This window comes from Xanthobacter sp., from assembly GCF_041911315.1.
GTDB lineage: Bacteria > Pseudomonadota > Alphaproteobacteria > Rhizobiales > Xanthobacteraceae > Xanthobacter > Xanthobacter aminoxidans.
On the sequence record NZ_JAYRPE010000067.1, the window covers coordinates 52110 to 73523 of the forward strand.

Sequence of the window (21414 nt, forward strand, 5' to 3'; positions counted from 1 at the left end):
CGCAGCAAATGGTTTGTGCAGTTCGTCTCTTGACGCGAATGAGGATCCTAACTAACCATTTGGTCCAATAACGAAGGAGATATGTCGTGGGGACACTCACCGGCCTGGAGCGCACCTCGACCGGCGCCCGCATCGGCGTCGATATCGGCGGCACCTTCACGGACCTTGTGCTCGCGGATGGACGCGGCGCGGTGTTCCACCGCAAGGTCGCCTCGACCCCCGCGGCGCCCGAGGAAGCGGTTCTTGAGGGCGTCGCCGCCATCATCGCCGATGCCCGGCTGACGCCCAGCGAGGTGACGGAGGTGGTGCACGGCACCACCGTGGGCTCCAACACCCTGCTGCAGAAGGTCGGCGCCCCCACCGGCCTCATCACCACCAAGGGCTTTCGCGACGTGCTGGAGATCGGCCGGCTGCGCACGCCGTCCATGTTCGATCTTCAATGGGAAAAGCCGGTTCCGCTGGTTGCCCGCCGCCATCGCAAGGAGGTGTCCGAGCGCATCGCGGCCGACGGCACCATCCTCGTGCCGTTGGATGAGGCAGCCGTGCTCGAAGCCGCGCAAGAGCTGGTGGATGCGGGCATCTTCTCCTTTGCCGTCTGCTTCCTCAACAGCTACCGCAATCCCGCGCACGAGCAGCACGCCGCCACCCTGATCGCCGAGCACTTCCCGCAGGTGCGCGTCACGAGCTCCATCTCGGTGCTGCCCGAAGCCAAGGAATATGAGCGCACCAGCACCACCGTCGTGAACGCCTACGTGCGGCCGGTGCTCGAGGCCTATCTCACGCGCCTGGAGCGCGGCCTTGCCGATGCCGGCATCGATGCGCCCCTGCTGGTCTGCAATTCCAACGGCGCCCTCGCCTCCTCTGGCACGGCGCGGGAAAAGCCGGTCTTCTTCATCTCGTCCGGCCGGGCAGCCGGCGTGGTCGGCGGCTCGCGCCTCGGCGCGGCGCTGGACATCAAGGATCTCGTGGTGTTCGACATGGGCGGCACCACCGCCTCCGCCTCGCTGGTGCAGAACGGCGAGCTGACGCGCGTGAGCGAATACGAATTCCGCGCCGGCATCTCCACGCCCAGCCGCTTCATCAAGGCCGGCGGCTACATGATGAGCGTGCCCACCGTGGACGTGGCCGAAGTCGGTTCCGGCGCCGGCTCCATCGCCTATGTGGACCAGGGCGGGCTGATGCGCGTCGGTCCCGTCTCGGCCGGTGCCGACCCGGGCCCCGCCTGTTACGGCATCGGCGGCTCGCGGCCCACGGTGACGGACGCCAATCTCCTGCTGGGATACCTTCCCGCCCAGCTCGCCGGCGGCTCGCGCGCCCTCTCGGTGGAGGCGGCCCGCACGGCCATCGCCCGCGATCTCGCCGACCCGTTCGGCCTCACGCCGGAAGATGCCGCCTGCGGCGTGCGCGATGTGGTGAACGCCAACATGGCCCGCGCCATCCGCGCGGTGACGGTGGAGCGCGGCGTCGACCCGCGCGACTTCACGCTGGTGGCCATCGGCGGCTCGGGCCCTGTCCATGCGGCGGACATCGCGCGCCTTTTGTCCATGCCCCGCGTGCTGGTGCCCGCCTCGCCCGGCGTGTTCACCGCCATGGGCATGCTGGCGGGGGATGTGGAGCGCTATTTCATCCGCCCCTTCGCCGTGAAGCTCGCCGATTTCCAGCCGGCCGAGGCGGAGACGGCCTTCGCTACGCTGGAAGCGGATGCCCGCGCCGCCCTCGCCGGCGAGGACGTGGCCGAGCACCTGATGAGCGTGACGCGCGAAGTGGACATGCGCTTCCGCGGCCAGGAAATGTCCCTCTCCGTGCCCTATCTGGCGGACCGGGATGCGCTGCACGCGGCCTTCAAGGCGGCCTATGAGGCCATCTACAGCTACTCCTCCTCCGACACCATCGAGGTGGTGAGTCTGCGGGTGATCGGCCGAGGCCTCAGGCCCGGCAAGATCGACTTCCGCGCCGCCCATGCTCGTGGGGAAGGTTCGAGTGAACCGGAGAGCATCCGCAAGGTCTATTACGGCACCGAGCAGGGCCACATCGACACGCCGGTCTATGTGCGCACGCGCTGCCCCGCCCGCATCGTCGGCCCCGCCGTCATCGAGGGGGCGGACAGCACCGTGGTGGTGCCCCCCGGCGCCACCGCCGAGGCGGACGCCCACGCCAATCTCCTGATCACCCTCGCCTGACGGGATCGCGCCATGCTCGACCAGACCGACAAGACCATCGATCCCGTCACCTTCGCGGTGCTCAAGAGCGCGTTCGAATCCATCGTGGACGACATGGCCTACACGGTCATGCGCACCGCCCGCTCGCCCATCGTGCGCGACGTGCTCGATTATTCCGCCACCATGTGCGACGCGAAGGGGCGCATCCTCGCCCAGGCGAAGACCGTGGCGCTGCACCTCGGCGCCGTGCCGGACGCCATGGAGGCCATCCAGCGCCACTATGGTGACGATCTCAATCCCGGTGACGTCATCATCCTGAACGACCCCTATGACGGCGGGATGCACCTGCCGGATATCTTCATGTTCAAGCCCATCTTCGACGGCGCGCAGCACATCGGCTATGCCGTCGTGATCTGCCACCATTGCGACGTGGGCGGCCGCGTGCCGGGTTCCAACGCCTCGGATTCCACCGAGATCTTCCAGGAAGGGCTGCGCATTCCGCCCTTGAAGCTGTTCGACAAGGGCGTGCGCAACAAGACCCTCTTCGACATCATCTCGAAGAATGTGCGCCTGCCCGATCTCGTCATCGGTGACCTTGAGGCACAGCTGGCGACCTGCGCGCTGGGTGAGCGGGAGTTCCTGCGGCTCACCGAGAAGTACGGCATTCCGCTGGTGGAGAAATTCCTCGCGGAGTTCCTGGACTATGGTGAGCGCCTCGTGCGCAAGGCCTTCGCCGCCTGGCCGGACGGCGCCTATTCCTTCACCGACTACATCGATGGCGACGGCTTCGACGAGAGCGAAATTCCGATCCATGTGACCATTACGGTCAAGGGCGACCACATCGGCGTGGATTTCGAAGGCTCGTCGCCGCAGGTGAAGGGCGCGATCAATTCCACACTGTCCTTCGTGAAGTCGGCCACCTACCTCGCCGTGCGCTGCGTGCTCGATCCCGATGTGCCGAACAATGCAGGCCTCTATCGCTGCATCGACGTGAGCGCGCCGAAGGGTAGCGTGCTCAATCCCGAATTCCCCGCGCCCGTCGCCGCCCGCGCCCTCACCGGCTATCGGGTGGTGGACACGGTGCTCGGCGCCCTGGCCGGCATCGTGCCCGAGCGGGTGTGCGCGGCGGGCGAAGGCGGCAACACGGTGGTCTGCCTCGGCGGCTACGACACCGAAACCCGCGAGCCCTTCATCGTGGTGGACATGATCAACGGCGCGCTCGGGGCACGGGCGACACGGGACGGCATCGACGCGGTCACGAACCCCTCGCAGAACATGTCGAACATGCCGGTCGAGATCATGGAGGCGACCTATCCGCTCATGATCGAGGAATACGCCCTGCGCGACGATTCCTGCGGCGCCGGCCGCACGCGGGGCGGGCTCGGCGTGGTCCGTCAGTATCGCCTGCTGGCCGATGAGGCGGTGATGCAGCTGCGCGCGGACCGCTACGCCCATGCGCCCTACGGCCTGTTCGGCGGCAAGCCGGGCGCGCTCTCGCGCAACCTCCTGTCCGAGGCCGGCAATTTCGAGCTGCTGGCCAGCAAGGTCACGCGCAACGTGACCAAGGGCACGGTGATCCGCCACGAGCAGGCCGGGGGCGGCGGCTACGGCGATCCCCTGACGCGCCCGCCAGAAGCCGTGTTGGAGGATGTGCTGGACGGCAAGATCAGCCCCGCTTATGCCCGCGACGGCTTCGGCGTGCTGGTGGTGAACGGTGCCATCGATGCCCACGCGACCGCCGCGCTGCGCAGCGCCATGGCAGGGAACGGATCATGAGCACGGTGCCCGGCGATTTTTCCCGCTTCGCCATCAACCAGATCACCACGCCCTCCCTCTCCCTCGCCGAGGCGGTGGACACCTACGCGCGGCATGGGGCTCGCGGCATCGGGGTCTGGAACCAGTATCTAGACGGCATCGCCCCGGCCGCCGCCGGCCGGCTGATCCGCGATGCCGGGCTGTTCGTCCCCTGCCTGTGCACGACGGCGTGGGTCAATCTGGCCGATCCCCTCGCCCGTGCGGCGGCCATCGACGAGAACCGCAGGCGGCTCGATGCGGCACACGATCTCGGCGCAACGTGCCTCGTCGTGGTGCCCGGCGGCCTCGCCACCGGCGAGAAGGACATCGGCGCGGCCCGCAGCCGGGTGGCGGATGCGCTGGCCGAGCTTCTGCCCCACGCCCGCGCCGCTGGCGTCGCCCTCGGCCTCGAACCCCTGCATCCCATGTTCGCGGCCGATCGCTCGTGCCTCAACACGTTCCGCCATTGCCTCGACCTGGTCGAGGTCATGGGCGCGGGTACCGGCATCGTGGCCGACGTGTACCATTGCTGGTGGGATCCGGACTTCGCGGCGGGCCTGAAGGCAGCCGGCGCCGCGCGCATCCTCACCTTCCACCTGTGCGACTGGCTGGTGCCGACGCGCGATGTCTATCAGGACCGCGGCATGGTGGGCGACGGCGTCATCGACATCGCCTTCTATCGCCGCCTCTTGGACGAACTCGCATACGATGGCCCGTTCGAGATCGAGATCTTCTCGAAGCTCGACTGGTGGACCCGTGATGCCGCCGAAACGACGCGCATCAGCCTGGAACGGTGCGAGCCGTTCGTCGCACCACGCGCCCGCGCGGCAGTTTGCGGTTGACGGAGCCGATGTCGCGCATCCTCATGACATCATGGTCGAAAAGGAAGGCTCGGTCGTGAGCGAGAAGCCCCGCAAGCGCGATTCCATCGGAACGCAGGACAAGATCCTCGCGGCTGCGCAGATGGAGTTTGCCCGGCGGGGTTACGATGGGGCGCGGGTGGACGCCATCATCGCCCGCGCCAAGATCAGCAAGAACCTGCTTTATCATCACTTCAGCTCCAAGGAGGAGCTGTATGTGAAGGTGCTGGAGCGCACCTACGAGGCCATGCGCCGCCGGCAGGAGGAAATCCCCCTCACTGGTCTTGAGCCCGTGGCGGCGATCCGCCGCCTGTGCGACGCGACGTTCCAGACCTTCATCGAGGAGCCCGAGGTCATCGTGATGATGAACTCGGAGAACATCCATCGCGGGCGCCATGTCGCCAAGTCGCCGATTATCCGCCAGCTTTACAGCCGCCTCGCCGGCGCCGTGGATGCCATCCTGCGGGAGGGTGAGCGCAAGGGGGTGTTCCGGCCGGGCGTGGACGCCATCGATCTCTACATCTCCATCTCGGCGATGGGTTATTTCTACATCTCGAACCGTTTCACTTTGTCCATGATCTTTGACCGCGACCTGATGCGCCCGGACTTTCTGGAGCAGCACAGGAAGACCATCATCGACATGACCCTCGCCTATCTCACCGAGGGTGCCCCCAACCCGCCGGCCGACGGCAGCGAGGCGCCGCAAGGGGCTTCGGGGAACGCGATGCCTCAACCCGAAATCGCGGCGCCCGGCCGCAGGAAGCGCGTGATCGCCAAGGTCTGATCGCCCGTCCGCCGACGCAACAGCGCGACACCGCCCCCGAGGAAGCACGACACGACATGCCGCCCCCGCCTTCCACCGCGCCCGATAGCCTTCTCATGGCCGGAGGGCTGGCTACCGCCTTCCGCTCCATTCCGCAGGACGAGGCGGTCGCCGTCCTCACCCGCCACTTCGGCGTGGCGGGGACTTTGACGCGGCTCGATACCGAGAAGGACGATACCTTCCTCGTGAACGGCGCGCGGGGCCGCCACATCGCCAAATTCTCCAATCCGGATGAGGACCCGCGCGAGATCTCGCTGCAAGCCGAACTGCTCGATCACGTGGCCAAGGCCGATCCTCTCCTGCCGGTGCCTCGGGTGGTGCGAACGCTGGGGGGCGACGCGTTCCTGTCGCACGAGGACGGACACGGGCAGGTTCGGCTGGTGCGGGTGCTGACCTATCTCGAGGGCACGCCGCTCGACCGGCTCGAGGCGACCGGAGAAGAGCGCGAGAAGCTGGGGGCCATCCTCGCCCGCCTGCGTCTGGCCATGGCCCGCTTCTCACACCCCCACGACACCCGCGAGATCGCCTGGGACGTGCAGCATCTGCCCAAGCTTGCCTTCCTGGTGGAACGGATGGAGGACAGGGACCGCCGTCGCCAGCTCGAACGCGGGCTCGATCGCTTCATCACGCTGCAAGGCCGGCTCGCGGCCTGCCGCACGCAGGTCCTGCACAATGATTTCAGCCGCTCCAACGTGGTGGTGGATCGCGGACGGCCGCAGTTCATCTCCGGCATCATCGATTTCGGCGACGTCGTGCGCACCGCCATCGTCATCGACCTCTCGACCGCGCTTCTCAATCAGCTCAGCCCGGTGGGATCGGATGGCATGTTCGACGCCGGCCGCGACCTGTTGCGCGGCTACCTCGGCGTGGCCGACTTGACGCCGGACGAACTGAGGCTTCTGCCGCACATGATCATGGCCCGCGTGGTGGCCCGCGCGCTCATCACAACATGGCGGGCGGAACAGTTCCCCGACAACGCGACCTACATCCTGCGCAACACGCACCAGAGCTGGTCGCAGCTGGACCATTTCCTCAGCCGCTCCATCGAGGAGGTCAGCGAGACCTTTCTCAGCGTTCGACCCCGCATTCAGTCCGCCACGTGAAGGAGGCGTTTCCGACATGACCCAGGTGAAGGAACGCAAGACCAACGTCGGGATGGTGAACGGCTTCGATCCGTCCAACATCTCCGCCCTCGATCCCGCGACACGGGACATGGTGGCGCGCCGTCAGGCGCTGCTCGGCCCGGCCTACCGCCTCATGTACGCCCATCCGGTGGAGATCAAGCGCGCGAAAGGCACCCTTCTCTGGGACAGCGCCGGCAACGAATATCTCGACGCCTACAACAACGTCGTGTCCGTCGGCCACTGCCATCCCCGGGTGGTTGAAGCGGTCTACGAGCAGATGCAGACCCTGTGCACGCATACGCGATATCTGCAGGACGGCATTCTGGACTTCGCGGACCAGATCGTGCCGACCTTCGGCGACCCCATCCGCCACATCATGTTCACCTGCACCGGGTCGGAGGCCAACGACCTCGCGCTGCGGATCGCCATGCACCACACCGGGCGCAAGGGCATCGTCATCACATCGGAGGCCTATACCGGCAATTCCTTCCTCACCGCCGGCCTGTCGCCGTCGCTCGGGAAGAAGTCGCCGCTCGGCGAATGGGTGCGGCGGATTCCGGGGCCGGATTCCTACCGCATGAACCGCGCGGAGATCGCGGCGACGCTCATCCGCCAGCTGAAATACGAGATCGAGGAACTGGAGCGGCGGGGCGAGGGGCTGGCCGCCTTCATCGCCGATTCCCTGTTTTCGTCGGACGGCATCTATGCCGATCCGACCGACATTCTCGGACCCATCGCGGAGGTGGTGCGCGCCGCCGGCGGCGTGGTGATCGCCGATGAGGTGCAGGCGGGCTTCGGCCGTTCCGGAGACACGTTCTGGGGCTTCCAGCGCCACGGCCTTCAGCCGGATATCGTCACCATGGGCAAGCCCATGGGCAACGGCTTCCCCGTCGCCGCGGTAGCCGTCGCGCCGCACGTCATCGAGCGTTTTGGCAACGAGATGCGCTATTTCAACACCTTCGGCGGCAATACCGTGGCCATCGCCGCCGCGCGGGCGACCTTCGATGTGCTGAAGTCGGAGGGGTTGCAGGAGAATGCATCCCGCATCGGACAGATGATCCGGGAGGGCATCCGGGAGATCGCCAGATCCGATGATCGGATCGGTGATATCAGGGGCGCCGGCCTCTATATCGGCGTGGAATTCGTGAAGGACCGGTCCACCAAGGAACCGGATTCCGCGACCGCCCTCGCGGTGGTGGACGGGCTGCGCCAGCGCCGGGTGCTGATCTCGGCGACCGGGTATCACGCGAACACGCTGAAGATCCGCCCGCCGCTCGTGTTCTCGGCGGCGGATGCCGATCGTCTCCTCACCACCCTGGCCGAGACCCTGAAGGCCGTTTGATCGGGCCAGCCGCCGCAAGGTCCTTGCGGCGGCTGGGCTTCACCGTCAGGCGGCGGCTTTCAGCGTGTCGGCGATGATCGAGACGATGGTGTCGATCTGCCCCTTCTCGATAATCAGGGGCGGCGACAAGGCGATGATGTCGCCGGTGACGCGGATGAGGAGCCCCTTACGGAAGCACTCGACGAAGACGTCATAGGCCCGCGCACCCGGTGCGCCGTCACGCGGGCGAAGCTCGATGGCGCCGACGAGGCCGAGGTTGCGGATATCCGCCACGTGCGGCAGGCCCTTCAGGGAATGCAGGGCCTCCTGCCAGTAGTCCGCAAGCGCCGCACCGCGGGTCAGGAGCCCTTCCTCGGCATAGATGCCCAGCGTCGCGAGCCCGGCCGCGCACGCCACCGGATGGCCGGAATAGGTGTAGCCGTGGAACAGCTCGATCTGGCTTTCCGGGCCGGTCATGAGGCCATCGTGGACCTTCCGCGAGGCGAAGACGGCGCCCATGGGAATGGCGCCGTTGGTCAGGCCCTTGGCGGTGGTCACGATATCCGGTGTCACGCCGAAATAGTCCGTCGCGAACGGCGTGCCGAGGCGGCCGAAGCCGGTGATGACCTCATCGAAAATCAGCAGGATGCCGTACTTGTCGGCGATGGCCCGCAGGCGCTCCAGATACCCCTTCGGCGGCAGGATGACGCCAGCCGACCCGGCCATGGGCTCGACGATGACCGCCGCGATGGTCTCGGCGCCGTGCAGGGCGACCAGCCGCTCCAGATCCTCGGCCAGTTCGATGCCATGGGCCGGCAGGCCCTTCGAGAAGGCGTTGCGCTCGGTGTCGAGCGTGTGGCGCATATGGTCGGCGGGAATCTGCGGGAAAACCCTGCGGTTGTTGACGAGGCCGCCCACCGAGATGCCGCCGAACCCGACGCCGTGATAGCCCTTCTCACGGCCGATCACGCGGGTGCGCGTGCCCTGACCGATGGCCCTCTGATAGGCGATGGCGATCTTGAGCGCCGTATCCACCGATTCCGAACCCGAGCCCGTAAAGAACACGCGGTCGAGACCGCCCTCCTGCCCGCCCGGCGCGATGGCGGCGAGCTTCTCGGCGAAAGCGAAGACGATGGGATGGCCCATCTGGAAAGTGGGGGCGAAATCGAGTTCGCCCAGCTGGCGCGCGACCGCCTCCGCAATCTCCTTGCGGCCATGGCCGGCATTGACGCACCAAAGCCCGGCGGTACCGTCCAGAACCGTGTTGCCGTCGATATCGGTGTAGTACATGCCCTGCGCGCCCGACAGCAGCCGGGGGGCGGCCTTGAACTGGCGGTTCGCCGTGAACGGCATCCAGAAATTCTCAAGATTGGGCTGGTTGGTCCGGACGTGAAGGGTCATGCCGCTCTCCTCATGGCTGCCTTCACATCGGCCAATCGGCGAGACTGAACAAGTCGTTTTCTGATGTCACCTATCTTATTGATAATATATGCCTCTGATGGCATTATTTTCGATATTCGCAACACCCGAAACGGGGACCTCCGCCATGGACATCGGGGACCGGCTGCGCCAGCTGCGGCTGCTGCACGGCATCTCCCAGCGCGAACTGGCCAAGCGGACGGGCGTGACGAACTCAACCATCTCGCTGATCGAGTCGAACACCTCGAACCCCTCGGTCGGCGCCTTGAAGCGGATTCTGGAGGGCATCCCCATCGGCCTCGCCGAGTTCTTCGCGTTCGAGCCGGAGGCGCCGAAGCAGACATTCTATGCCGCCGAGGAACTCACCGAGATCGGCAAGGGCGCGATTTCCTATCGCCAGGTGGGCGAGCGCCTGTTCGGCCGCAAGCTGCAGATTCTCAAGGAATGCTATCAGCCGGGAGCCGACACCGGCGTCGTCCCGCTGGTCCACGAGGGCGAGGAAGGCGGCATTGTCCTGTCCGGCCGGCTGGAGGTGACGGTCGACGAGGTGCGGCGCATCCTGGGTCCCGGCGACGCCTATTATTTCGAGAGCCGCCGCCCGCACCGCTTCCGTTGCATCGGCCCGCGCCCCTGCGAGGTCATCAGCGCCTGCACCCCGCCGAGCTTTTGACGGCCGCCCTATCCAGCGTGCGCGACCCAGGCCGGGAAGAGGTGGCCCAGCGCGGCGCTCAGCATCTCCATGGCGATGGCGGCCAGCACGATGCCCATCAGGCGCTTGGAAATGCTCAGCGCGGTCGGAGAGAGGACGGAAGAGAGGGCGGGTGCCGCGGCCATGGCGATGCCGAAGAACACCACGTAGCCGATGAGCCCGAGATAGAACCCCGCCGCGCCGCCCGCGGTGGTGCTGGAGCCGGAGAAGATGATGATTGTCGTCATCGTTCCCGGCCCGATGGAAAGGGGAATGCCCAGCGGGTAGACGCCGAGGCTGGAAGCGGAGCTGAAGGTCTTCTTTTCCGCCTCCGTGCCGGCGTGCGCGCTGTGTTCCTCGCCGCTGAGCATGGAGAGCGCGAGGAGCAGCACGATGAGCCCACCCGCCAGCTGGAAGTGGGTGACGTCGATGCCGAACATGCCCAGCACGAACCGTCCGCCCAATGCGCAGACAAGACAGCCGAGCGCCACCGTCGCGTTCAGCACCAGCATGGTGCTGCGCCGCTCGGCCGGCGAGCGGTCCGACGTCAGGCTGAGGAACACCGGGATGATCGTCAGCGGATTCATGATGGCGAAGAGCGCCGCGAACAGCTTGGCGGACAGCGTCAGATCAATACCGGCAAAGTTCACGTCGCAAGCCCCCTGCGGCGGACGAGTCAGGATGCCACCGTCCCTAGGTGTTTAATCCCGGCATGTGGTGGGTTAGCGCGAGCGTGAAACATTCTGGCTCTGAAGTCCATCGTTTGGAAACCGGAACGGAGGATCGTCCCCTCGGAAGGCCGGTTGAGGCGCTCGGCCGATGCCGCAGGAAAGAGACCACGCGGGACAGCTTCGGCGGGAAGCGCCGAACAACCCGCGTTCATGCCAGAAATGTTGCGGCGCAATATTGAATAAAACCCGCAAGACAACCATGCGGTGTCGCACCTGTTACATACTCAATAAGTATCGAAACATACCTAGTTGATCTTAGAGAATGCGCCTCCGCGCGTATATCTTCACACTGCGGCCATACCCGGGCTGGAAGCGCTCACCTCCCTCCCGGAACACTATGGCGGTGCCTCGTCTCCATCCGGGCCCGCACCATGCCACTTCCCGCGTCGGCGGGGCGACGGCATGCCGAGACCGGAAATCCTCCTGTCGCTGACGGCGCCTCGTTCGCGAACGACGCCACGGCGATGAGCAACAAGCAAAACCATTGAGGAAAGCCCGATGCCAAACCGCCTTCCGCTCACGCGGGATGTCAAGGAGATCATCGACGCTGGGTCAATGACCGGTGCCCGGTGGGCCGTGGTCGGACTGTGTTTCGTCATTGCCCTGCTCGACGGCTTCGACACCCAGTCGATTGCCTTCATCGGGCCGGCCATCGCGCAGGATTTCAAGATGAATCCTGCGGACATGACCTGGGTCATCACGGCGAGCATCATCGGCATGGCGATCGGCGCCATCGGGCTCGGCAGCTTCGGCGACCGCTTCGGGCGCCGCAAAGCGATCATGATCGCCATCGCCCTGTTCGGTGCCTTCTCGCTGGCGGGCGCCTATGCGACCTCTCCCACCCAGATCATCGTGCTGCGCTTCCTGATCGGCCTCGGCATGGGCGGGGCGACGCCCTCCGTGCTCGCCCTCACCGGCGAGTACAGCACCGCGCCGAAGCGCGGGCTCATGATTACCGCCGTGCTGCTCGGCCTGCCCGCCGGTGCGATGCTGGGCGGCCTCATCGCAGCGAGCTGGCTGCCCTTGCTCGGCTGGCGGGGCATCTTCCTGCTCGGCGGCGCGCTTCCGCTCGCCTTGCTGGTCGTCATCTACGCCCTCCTGCCGGAATCCCCTGCCTTCCTCGTGTCCCGCAACAAGGCCGGCGACCAGGATCAGGCGCGGCGCCTGCTGGCGCGGATGACCGGCCAGATCGTTCCCGCCGAAGTGCAGATCATCAGCCCGGTCAAGGTGGAGAACGGCGCATCCATCGCAGGCCTGTTCGAGGCGCGCTATCGCAGTGTCACGCTCGCGATTTCCGCGATCTACCTGTTCAACTGGATTGCGTGGTTCCTGCTGCTGCAGTGGCTGCCCACCGCACTGACCACGCTGGGCCTCGAGAAGGCGCAGGCGGCGTATGGCACGGTCACGGTCAACGCCGCGTTCATCGCCATGGCCCTGCCGCTGTCGGCGCTCCTGCCCAAGGTGGATCCGCGCAAGCTCCTGACTGTGATGTTCATGGTCGGCATCGCCGTGGCGATCGGCCTCGGCCTTGCGGGCGACCGGTGGCCGGTCGTCTTCACGTTGATCGCCCTTGCCGGCTTCGGCATCGGCGGCCAGCAGCTCGTGCTGAACTACCTGATCGCCAACGCCTATCCGACGCAGCTGCGGGCCACGGCCACCGGCTGGGGCATCGGCATCGGGCGCTCCGGCGCCATCGTCGGCTCGGCCGTCGGCGGGCAGCTCCTGTCCGGCGCCGGTCCATCGGGATACTTCATGGCGCTGGCGATCCCCCTCGCACTCGCCGCGTTCGCCACCCTCACGGTGCGCCGGACGTCCAGCGAGGGCGCCGCCGTACCTGCCGCCTCGCACTGAGTGCGCTCCCGCGGGGCCTCCAGCGGCCCCGCGGGTCTCCGCCCGAGATCCAGCCGCACAGAAGGGGAAAACCCGTGTCGGACCAGACCACCCGCCCTCAACGCTTCGCAGGCAAGAGCCTTGTCGTCACCGGCGCAGCCCAGGGTGTCGGCAAGCAGGTCGCGCTGGACGCCGCCGCCGAAGGAGGCCGCGTGCTGGTGGTGGACCGTTCGCCCATCGTCGCCGAGGTGGCCGCCGAGATCGAGGCAGCCCATGGCGCGGGCCGCGCCGTGGCGATGGTGGAGGATCTTGAGACCTACGCCGGCAACGACCGGGTGATGGCGCAGGCCGATGCCGCGTTCGGCAAGATCGACGTGCTGGTGACGAATGTGGGCGGCGCCATCTGGATGCGGCCGTTCCAGGAATTCGACGAACGCCAGATCACGGCGGAGATCAGCCGCTCCCTGTTTCCCACCCTGTGGGGCTGCCGCACCGCTTTGCCCTACATGCTGCGCGAGGGGCGCGGGGCGATCGTGAACGTGTCGTCCATCGCCACCAAGGGCATCAACCGCATTCCCTATTCGGCGGCCAAGGGCGGCGTGAATGCCCTCACCGCCTCCCTTTCGTTCGAACTCGCGGGCACGGGCATCCGTGTGAACGCGGTCGCGCCGGGCGGGGTTTCGGCACCGCCGCGCCGCGTGCCGCGCGGCACCGATCCCATCTCCGATCAGGACAAGGCGTGGATGCAGGAGGTGGTGGACCAGACCCTGCGCGCGACCCATCTCGGCCGCTATGGCGAGCTTCAGGAGATCGCCGCCGCGATCCTGTTCCTCGCCTCCGACGAGGCCTCCTACATTACCGGGACCGTGCTGCCCGCGGGCGGCGGCGACCAGGGCTGACAGGCAGCAGGCCCGAGCCTATTCGGCGAAGGACGGCCGCGTCGGCAGATTGTGCTCGGCGCTGAGCCAGGGCGGATTTTCCGCATACATCTCCTTGATGACCTCCTTCACCAGATCGATGTAGGGCGAGGTATCGCCCACCCGGTGATAAAGGATCACGGGAGACGTGGCGCGCTCCCCCTCGAGCAGACGGTAATGCACGTCGCTGCGCATCTGCCGCGCCGATGAGGGGATGACGCACAGACCGGTTTCGGCTGCGACGAGGCCGAGCGCAGTCTGGATTTCGCGCACCTCCTGCACCTCCGCCGGCCGGACATCGTGCCCGTGCAGCAAATTGAGCACCTGGTCGGCATAGCCCGGGCGCGGCTCTTTCGGATAGACGATGAGCTTCTGGCCGGTCAGCGCACTGATGGGCAGGGGCGCGCTGTCCTGGGCCAGCGGCGTATCCTTGGGGATGGCGACGGTCAGGCGCTCCTCGCGCAGAACGATCTCCACCACACCGGAATCGCTATGGTGCAGGCGCCCGAAGCCGATGTCGATGCGCCCTTCCTTCAGGGCCGGTATCTGCTGCACGGACATCATCTCCAGCACCTGGATTTCGATATCCGGCGTCCGGTGGCGCAGCTTGCGCACCAGCGAGGGCAGCCCGCCATAGAGGGTCGACGCCACGAAGCCGATGGACAGCACGCTGTTCTGGTTCAGCCCCACGCGCCGCGTCGCCGCACGCATCTGTTCGACCCGCCCCAGCACCTGCAAGGCCTGCTCGTAGAACAGCCGGCCCGCCTCCGTCAGCCGCACCGGACGGCTGTTGCGGATGAGGAGGGCGACGCCCAGTTCGTCCTCCAGCGCCTGGATCTGACGGCTCAAGGGCGGCTGGGCGATGTTGAGCTGCTCGGCGGCGCGGGTGAAATTGCGCTCCCGCGCAACCCCAACGAAATACCGAAGCTGGCGAAGATCCATCCCACGCCCCCTCCGCGGGCACAATTTTTATGGTCATTTGCGGTATGTTGCGGCGCGGCAAGCTGCCGTTCCATTACATTTTTTCCGACATAATACCCCCTGAGTATAATTGTAAACACAAAAGGTTTTGGACGGCGGCGCCCGTCGTCCGCAAGGTGTCGCCATGAACGCGACCTTTGCACATCCCATCCCGACCTCTGCTCCCGCCCGCGCCGTCATCGAGCGGGTGGAGACGGCGCTGATCGACCTTCCGACCATCCGGCCGCACAAGCTCTCGGTCGCGACCATGAACGGCCAGACGCTGATGCTGGTGCGCGTTCTGTGCAGCGACGGGGTGGTGGGCATCGGCGAGGGAACCACCATCGGCGGCCTCGCCTATGGCGGTGAGAGCCCGGAGAGCATGAAGCTCGCGGTCGATACCTATTTTGCGCCCCTGATGGTGGGCCAGGACCCCACCGCCGTGCGCGCGCTGATGTTGCGCATCGGCAAGATGGTGAAGGACAACCGCTTCGCGAAGAGCGCCGTGGAGACCGCCCTTCTCGACGCGCAGGGCAAGCGGCTGGGCCAGCCGGTGAGTGAACTCCTGGGCGGCCGCCTGCGCTCCCGCCTGCCGGTGGCCTGGACCCTCGCATCAGGCGATACCGCCAAGGACATCGCCGAGGCCGAGAAGATGCTGGAGCTGCGGCGCCACCGCATCTTCAAGCTGAAGATCGGCGCGCGGACGCCGGCGGCCGACGTCGCCCATGTCGCGACCATCAAGCGCGCACTCGGAGACCGCGGCGCGGTGCGGGTGGACGTCAACATGGCCTGGAGCGAGACCGAGGCGGCCTACGGCATGGCCGCCCTCGCCGATGCCGGCTGCGAGCTGGTCGAGCAGCCCGTCGCCACGGCCGCCGGACTGGCGCGGCTGGTGCGCCGCTTCCCGGTGGCGCTGATGGCGGACGAGTCGCTGCAGGGGCCGGAGAGCGCCTTCGAGATCGCGAAAAACGCCGGTGCCGACGTGTTCGCCATCAAGATCGAGCAGAGCGGCGGCCTGTTCCAGGCCCAGCGCGTGGCCGCCATCGCCGATGCGGCAGGCATCGGCCTTTATGGCGGCACCATGCTGGAAGGCGCGGTGGGCACCATCGCCTCGGCCCAGCTGTTCTCCACGTTCGTCAACCTCCAGTGGGGCACCGAGCTGTTCGGGCCGCTGCTGCTGACCGAGGAAATTCTCGCCCCCCCCCTCACCTATGCCGATTTCGAGCTGACCGTGCCTGCCGGGCCGGGCCTCGGGATCGCGCTCGATGAGGATCGCGTGGACTTCTTCACCCGGGGCAGGCCCCGCAAGACCACGAGCGTCGCCGTGTAGGGCGCGCCGCACCCAGTTCAACAATTTGCACGAACGCGCAGCCGACCCGGGGCGAATTCCGCCCCGCCGCCGACGAAGCGCAGCATCTCGAGGGAGGATAGCCATGCCAGCGACTGCCGAAAGGACCCCTGATCTCGATCTCCTGCTCGCGACCGCGGTGCAGGACGACAAGGAGGCCGGCGTCTTCCGCTGCCGCCGCGACATCTTCACCAACGAAGAGCTCTTCGAGCTGGAGATGAAGCATATCTTCGAGAGCAACTGGGTGTATCTGGCCCATGAGAGCCAGATCCCCGAGAACAATGATTACTACACCACCTCCATCGGCCGCCAGCCGGTGGTGGTGACGCGGGACAAGGCGGGCGAACTCCACGCCGTCATCAATGCCTGCGCCCATCGCGGTGCGCTCCTGTGCCGGCGCAAGCATGGCAACAAGGGCAGCTTCACCTGCCCCTTCCACGGCTGGACCTTCTCCAACACCGGCAAGCTGCTCAAGGTGAAGGACGAGAAGACCACCCAGTATCCGCCCCAGTTCGCCAAGAACGGCTCCCACGATCTGAAGCGCGTGCCGCGTTTCGAGAGCTACCGCGGCTTCCTGTTCGGCAGCCTGAAGGAAGATGTGGCCCCCCTTGCCGATTATCTCGGTGAGACCAAGGCCATCATCGACCTGATCGTGGACCAGGCGCCGAACGGCCTTGAAGTGCTGCGGGGAAACTCGTCCTACATCTATGACGGCAACTGGAAGCTCCAGATGGAGAACGGCTGCGACGGCTATCACGTCAGCTCCGTTCACTGGAACTATGCGGCGACCATGGGCCGGCGCAAGGTGGAAGGCACCAAGGCGGTCGACGCCAACGGCTGGAGCCGGTCCGTCGCCGGCGTCTACGGCTTCGACAATGGCCACATCCTGCTGTGGACCAACACGATGAACCCCGAGGTGCGCCCGGTCTATGGCCACCGGGAAGAGATCGCCGCCCGTGTCGGCCAGGAGCGGGCGGACCTCATCGTCAACCAGACGCGCAATCTCTGCCTCTATCCCAACGTGTTCCTGATGGACCAGTTCAGCACGCAGATCCGCGTCGCGCGGCCCATCAGCGTGGACAAGACGGAGATCAGCATCTTCTGCTTCGCCCCCAAGGGCGAAAGCGCCGAGGACCGGGCGCTGCGCATCCGCCAGTACGAGGACTTTTTCAACGTCTCCGGCATGGGCACGTCGGACGACCTTGAGGAGTTCCGCGCCTGCCAGGTCGGCTATGCCGGCATCTCCGCGCTGTGGAACGACCTGTCGCGCGGCGCGCCCCTGTGGATCGAAGGTCCCGACGAGAACGCACTGCGCCTGGGCATTCGCCCGCTCCTGTCCGGCGAACGCAGCGAGGACGAAGGGCTGTTCGTGCGCCAGCACGAATACTGGGCGAAGGTGATGCGCCAGGCCGTATCGCCCCGCGAGACGGGAGTTGCGGCATGACCATCTCCCTCGAAGCCGCCCGCGCCTTCCTCTATCGCGAGGCGCGCCTGCTGGATGACCGCGCCTGGGACGAATGGCTCACCTGTTACGCGCCCGATGTCACCTACTGGATGCCCGCCTGGGATGACGACGACCGGCTCACCGAAGACCCGCAGTCGCAGATCTCACTGATCTACTACCCCGACCGCGACGGGCTGGAAGACCGCATCTTCCGCATCAAGACCGAACGCTCCGGCGCCTCCACGCCGGAGCCGCGCACGAGCCATAACGTGACCAATGTCGAACTGCTGGCCACGCGGCCAGGCGAGGTCGACGTCAGGTACAATTTCCACACCCTCAGCCACCGCTACAAGGTCACGGACCAGTTCTTCGGAACCATGTTCGTCACCCTGCGCGGGGATGAGGGGCAGATCATTATCTCGGCCAAGAAGATCGTTCTGAAGAACGACTACATCCGCCAGGTCATCGACGTCTATCACGTCTGACGGGCATCGATATCCGGCCCAGGGAGGGTTCCATGTCCAGCCATACCATCGCGCTCAATTTCGAGGATGGCGTCACGCGCATCATCGATTGCAAGGCGGGCGAAAAGGTGCTCGACGCGGCGTTCCGCAACAAGATCAACCTGCCCATGGACTGCTCGGACGGGGTCTGCGGAACCTGCAAGTGTCGCGCCGAAAGCGGCGCGTATGATCTGGGCGAGGACTATATCGAGGACGCCCTGACCGCCGACGAGGCCGCGCAGGGGCTGGTGCTGACCTGCCAGATGGTGCCGTCCAGCGACTGCATCATCGCCGTGCCGGTCAGCTCGCTCTCCTGCAAGACGGGGCTTCAGAAATTCGCCGCGACGGTGGCGCAGGTGAGCCTGCACAACGACGCCGCGGTGGTCCTGGAACTGGACGTGGACGGCCCGGCGCCCGCCTTCCTGCCGGGGCAATACGTCAACATCGACGTGCCGGGCACGGGGCTCAGCCGCGCCTATTCCTTCTCCTCCGCGCCGGGCGAGACGCGCATCTCCTTCCTCATCAAGAGGATTCCCGGCGGCCTCATGAGCTCCTGGCTGGCGCGGGCGAAGCCTGGCGACAAGCTCACGCTCAACGGTCCGCTGGGCAGCTTCTATCTGCGCGATACAAGCGCGCCGCTGCTCTTCCTCGCCGGTGGCACGGGCCTCGCGCCCTTCCTCTCCATGCTGGAAGTGCTCACCCGCGCCGGCGCGCAGCAGCAGATCCATCTCGTCTACGGCGTGACACGCGATCTCGATCTCGTGCTGGTGGAGACGCTCGAAGCCTACACCGCGCGCCTGCCGGGGTTCGGCTTCACCACCGTGGTGGCTGACGAAGCTTCGGCCCATCCGCGCAAGGGATGGGTCACCCAGCACATGGCCGACGACATGCTCCGCGCGGCGCCGGACGTCTATCTGTGTGGGCCCCCGCCCATGGTCGATGCCGTACGCCGGCATTTCGAGGCGACGGGCGTGACGCCCAACTGCTTCCACTACGAGAAATTCACGCCCAACGCACCGCTGAAGGAAAGCGCCTAGGGCGCGTGCCAGCGAACAAGATCAAACGTGCAAAAGCACTCCGGGGAGGAAACACATGCGAAACATCGATATCACGGATGCCATCGACAAGGCGCCGTTCGGGCGCTTCCAATGGACGGTGGCCGCGCTCTGCGGGCTGCTGCTGGTGGTGGATGGCTATGACGTCTTCGTGGCCGGCACGGTGCTGCCCGCGCTGATGAAGGAGTGGGGCCTCAGCAAGCCGCAGGCCGGCACCCTTCAGGCCTGGGCGCTGTTCGGCATGATGTTCGGCGCCCTCGTCTTCGGCCCCCTCGCGGACAGGATCGGCCGCAAGAAGGGTATCGCCATCTGCTTCCTCCTGTTCACCACGTCCACCCTGCTTGCCGGCTTTGCCAATTCGCCGACCCAGTTCGGCATCTTCCGGTTCATCGCCGGTCTCGGCTGCGGCGGCCTGATGCCGAACACGGTCGCGCTGATGAACGAATATGCGCCCAAGCGCCTGCGCAGCACCATGGTGGCGGTGATGTTCTCCGGCTATTCGGTGGGCGGCATGGTGGCCGCCGGCTTCGGCATCGGGCTCATCCCGCAGTTCGGCTGGAAGCCCATGTTCTTCATCGCCGCCGTGCCCCTGCTCCTGCTGCCGCTGGTGCTGTGGAAGCTGCCGGAATCCCTCGGCTTCCTCCTCCGTCAGGGCAAGGAAGCCGAAGCCCGCACGATCTGGGCGAAGGTCGCCCCCTCCGCCCGGCTCGATGCCTCCGACAGGCTGGTGTTCACGGAGAGCAAGAGCGCGTCGGCCTCGGTCATCGAGCTGTTCCGCGACCAGCGGGCGGTGAGCACCGTGATGCTGTGGGCCGCCTTCTTCTGCTGCCTGCTGCTGGTCTATCTGCTGTCGTCCTGGCTGCCCAAGGTTCTGCAGGAAGTCGGCTATGCTGAGACTGCCAGCCTCCTGAGCCTCTTCTCGCTCAATTTCGGCGGTATGCTGGGGGCGATCCTCGGCGGACGGCTCGGCGACCGCTTCGGCCTGCCGCGGGTGGTGGTCGGCTTCTTCACCGCAGCCGCCGTGTCCATCGCGCTCATCGGCTTCGGCCTTCCGGCGCCGCTGCTGTTCGTGATGGTCTTCATCGCCGGCGCCACCACCATCGGCACGCAGATCCTGCTCTATGCCAGCGTGGCGCAGCTCTACAACCTGTCGATCCGGTCCACCGGCCTCGGCTGGGCGTCCGGCGTGGGCCGCATCGGCGCCATCGTCGGGCCGACGCTGGGGGGCGTGCTGCTGGCCCAGGAGCTGCCGCTGCAACAGAACTTCCTGATCTTCGCGGTGCCCGCGGCGCTTTCGGCCCTCGCCATGCTGGTGTTCGCGGTGAACGCCGCGCGCCGCACCGGGACGGTCACCGCGGTCGCGACGGCCTAGGGACCCGCTTCCGCGGCCCCTCATCGATCGGGCATGACGACACCTGAACAAGATCAACCGGCGCAAGGGGCGAACGGAAGCCCTCGCCACCAGACACGTGGAGGACACAAGGATGGGTGTGAAGATTTTCAACGGCAAGGATGTGCAGGACTTCCTGCGGGTCATCGCCAACCTGGACGGGACCGGCGGCAACGAGCGGGCGAAGCAGGTGGTGCACCGCATCGTCTCCGATTTGTTCAAGACCATCGAGGATTTCGACCTGACCCCGGACGAGGTCTGGCTCGGCATCAACTACCTCAACAAGCTCGGCTCGGAGGGCGAGGCGGCGCTGCTGGCGGCCGGCATCGGCCTTGAGCACTACATCGACATGCGCCTCGACGCCGAGGATGCCGAGCTGGGCATCACCGGCGGCACGCCGCGCACCATCGAGGGGCCGCTCTATGTGGCCGGCGCCCCCGAGCAGAAGAGCAAGGCGCGCCTCGACAAGAATCCCGATGCCGACGCCGGCCCCCTGCGGATCCACGGCATCGTCACCGGTCCGGACGGCGCGCCTGTGGCGGATGCCCTGGTGGAAGTCTGGCATTCGGATTCCAAGGGCTTCTACTCGCATTTCGACCCCACGGGCCGGCAAAGCGAATTCAACCTGCGCGGCGCGATCCGCACCGGCGGGGACGGGCGCTATGAGGTGCTCACCCGAATGCCGGCCTCCTACGGCTGCCCGCCCTCGGGCGCGACGCAGACCCTGCTGAACCAGCTCAACCGCCACGGTAACCGCCCGGCTCATGTGCACTTCTTCGTCACCACGGATGCCTTCCGCAAGCTGACGACGCAGTTCAACATCGAGGGCGACCCGCTGATCTGGGACGACTTCGCCTTTGCCACCCGTGAAGGTCTCATCCCCCATGTGGTGGAGCGCACCGGCGGCGCGGCGGTCGGCTTCGAGGAGGACGCCTACCGGGACATCGAGTTCAACATCGAACTCACCCCGAAGGTCGCCGGCAAGGACAACCAGATCGTCGAGCGCGCCCGCGCCGCGGCCTGAGCGAAAGAACCGGCGGCAGCGCGA

Annotated in this window: 18 protein-coding genes; 15 read left to right on the top strand and 3 right to left on the bottom strand. The window is 66.6% G+C overall.

Features of this window, described 5'->3' with window-relative positions:
* Positions 1 to 86 precede the first annotated feature (86 nt).
* Genes ACE3QW_RS19550 through ACE3QW_RS19575 form a run of 6 tightly spaced genes read left to right on the top strand, consistent with a single transcriptional unit; the run spans position 87 to position 8102 of the window.
* On the top strand, positions 87 to 2180 hold the full coding sequence (locus ACE3QW_RS19550) for a hydantoinase/oxoprolinase family protein (RefSeq protein ID WP_374253395.1): 2094 nt from the start codon (positions 87 to 89) through the stop codon (positions 2178 to 2180).
* A gap of 12 nt (positions 2181 to 2192) precedes the next feature.
* Positions 2193 to 3935 carry a hydantoinase B/oxoprolinase family protein gene (locus ACE3QW_RS19555; RefSeq protein WP_374253397.1) on the top strand — a complete coding sequence of 581 codons (1743 nt, stop codon included), beginning with the start codon at positions 2193 to 2195 and terminating at the stop codon, positions 3933 to 3935.
* Complete coding sequence (locus ACE3QW_RS19560) at positions 3932 to 4795, top strand: sugar phosphate isomerase/epimerase family protein (RefSeq protein ID WP_374253399.1); 864 nt, start codon at positions 3932 to 3934, stop codon at positions 4793 to 4795. Before ACE3QW_RS19555 ends, ACE3QW_RS19560 begins: the two co-directional genes overlap by 4 nt.
* Positions 4796 to 4850: 55 nt before the next feature.
* The gene (locus tag ACE3QW_RS19565; RefSeq protein ID WP_374253401.1) at positions 4851 to 5597 is read left to right on the top strand and encodes a TetR/AcrR family transcriptional regulator; all 747 of its coding nucleotides are present in this window, start codon (positions 4851 to 4853) and stop codon (positions 5595 to 5597) included.
* 56 nt (positions 5598 to 5653) lie between these two features.
* Entirely contained in the window at positions 5654 to 6739 is a 1086-nt protein-coding gene (locus tag ACE3QW_RS19570) for a phosphotransferase (RefSeq protein ID WP_374253402.1), read from the top strand.
* 16 nt (positions 6740 to 6755) lie between these two features.
* On the top strand, positions 6756 to 8102 hold the full coding sequence (locus ACE3QW_RS19575; protein ID WP_374253404.1) for an aspartate aminotransferase family protein: 1347 nt from the start codon (positions 6756 to 6758) through the stop codon (positions 8100 to 8102).
* 45 nt (positions 8103 to 8147) lie between these two features.
* Here ACE3QW_RS19575 and ACE3QW_RS19580 read toward each other — a convergent pair whose 3' ends face one another.
* Positions 8148 to 9482 (bottom strand): aspartate aminotransferase family protein, encoded by a 1335-nt coding sequence (locus ACE3QW_RS19580; RefSeq protein ID WP_374253406.1) that lies wholly within the window; start codon positions 9480 to 9482, stop codon positions 8148 to 8150.
* A gap of 97 nt (positions 9483 to 9579) precedes the next feature.
* Between ACE3QW_RS19580 and ACE3QW_RS19585 the strand changes: the two genes are divergently transcribed.
* The gene (locus ACE3QW_RS19585; RefSeq protein ID WP_374253408.1) at positions 9580 to 10170 is read left to right on the top strand and encodes a cupin domain-containing protein; all 591 of its coding nucleotides are present in this window, start codon (positions 9580 to 9582) and stop codon (positions 10168 to 10170) included.
* Positions 10171 to 10178: 8 nt separating this feature from the next.
* On the opposite strand, the gene ACE3QW_RS19590 is transcribed toward ACE3QW_RS19585, so the two are convergent.
* Positions 10179 to 10838, bottom strand: coding sequence for a MarC family protein (locus ACE3QW_RS19590; protein WP_374253410.1), 660 nt, complete (start codon positions 10836 to 10838; stop codon positions 10179 to 10181).
* 579 nt (positions 10839 to 11417) lie between these two features.
* Between ACE3QW_RS19590 and ACE3QW_RS19595 the strand changes: the two genes are divergently transcribed.
* Positions 11418 to 12770, top strand: coding sequence for an MFS transporter (locus ACE3QW_RS19595; RefSeq protein WP_374253412.1), 1353 nt, complete (start codon positions 11418 to 11420; stop codon positions 12768 to 12770).
* A 74-nt stretch (positions 12771 to 12844) separates the two neighbouring features.
* Entirely contained in the window at positions 12845 to 13648 is an 804-nt protein-coding gene (locus tag ACE3QW_RS19600; protein WP_374253414.1) for a 1,6-dihydroxycyclohexa-2,4-diene-1-carboxylate dehydrogenase, read from the top strand.
* A gap of 18 nt (positions 13649 to 13666) precedes the next feature.
* On the opposite strand, the gene ACE3QW_RS19605 is transcribed toward ACE3QW_RS19600, so the two are convergent.
* Positions 13667 to 14608 (bottom strand): LysR family transcriptional regulator, encoded by a 942-nt coding sequence (locus ACE3QW_RS19605; protein ID WP_374253416.1) that lies wholly within the window; start codon positions 14606 to 14608, stop codon positions 13667 to 13669.
* 163 nt (positions 14609 to 14771) lie between these two features.
* On the opposite strand from ACE3QW_RS19605, the gene ACE3QW_RS19610 reads away from it, so the two are divergent.
* The 6 genes from ACE3QW_RS19610 to catA all read left to right on the top strand — a co-directional run bounded on the left by ACE3QW_RS19610 (position 14772) and on the right by catA (position 21390).
* Positions 14772 to 15956 carry a muconate/chloromuconate family cycloisomerase gene (locus ACE3QW_RS19610; RefSeq protein WP_374253418.1) on the top strand — a complete coding sequence of 395 codons (1185 nt, stop codon included), beginning with the start codon at positions 14772 to 14774 and terminating at the stop codon, positions 15954 to 15956.
* A gap of 103 nt (positions 15957 to 16059) precedes the next feature.
* The gene (locus ACE3QW_RS19615) at positions 16060 to 17418 is read left to right on the top strand and encodes a Rieske 2Fe-2S domain-containing protein (RefSeq protein WP_029557564.1); all 1359 of its coding nucleotides are present in this window, start codon (positions 16060 to 16062) and stop codon (positions 17416 to 17418) included.
* Positions 17415 to 17903: a benzoate 1,2-dioxygenase small subunit gene (gene benB, locus ACE3QW_RS19620; RefSeq protein ID WP_374253420.1), complete on the top strand. Its 489-nt coding sequence runs from the start codon at positions 17415 to 17417 to the stop codon at positions 17901 to 17903. The genes ACE3QW_RS19615 and benB overlap by 4 nt, the downstream gene beginning before the upstream one ends.
* 32 nt (positions 17904 to 17935) lie before the next feature.
* Positions 17936 to 18958 (top strand): benzoate 1,2-dioxygenase electron transfer component BenC, encoded by a 1023-nt coding sequence (benC, locus tag ACE3QW_RS19625; protein WP_374253422.1) that lies wholly within the window; start codon positions 17936 to 17938, stop codon positions 18956 to 18958.
* A gap of 55 nt (positions 18959 to 19013) precedes the next feature.
* Positions 19014 to 20348 carry an MFS transporter gene (locus ACE3QW_RS19630; protein ID WP_374253424.1) on the top strand — a complete coding sequence of 445 codons (1335 nt, stop codon included), beginning with the start codon at positions 19014 to 19016 and terminating at the stop codon, positions 20346 to 20348.
* A 112-nt stretch (positions 20349 to 20460) separates the two neighbouring features.
* The gene (catA, locus tag ACE3QW_RS19635) at positions 20461 to 21390 is read left to right on the top strand and encodes a catechol 1,2-dioxygenase (protein WP_374253426.1); all 930 of its coding nucleotides are present in this window, start codon (positions 20461 to 20463) and stop codon (positions 21388 to 21390) included.
* Positions 21391 to 21414: the final 24 nt, after the last annotated feature.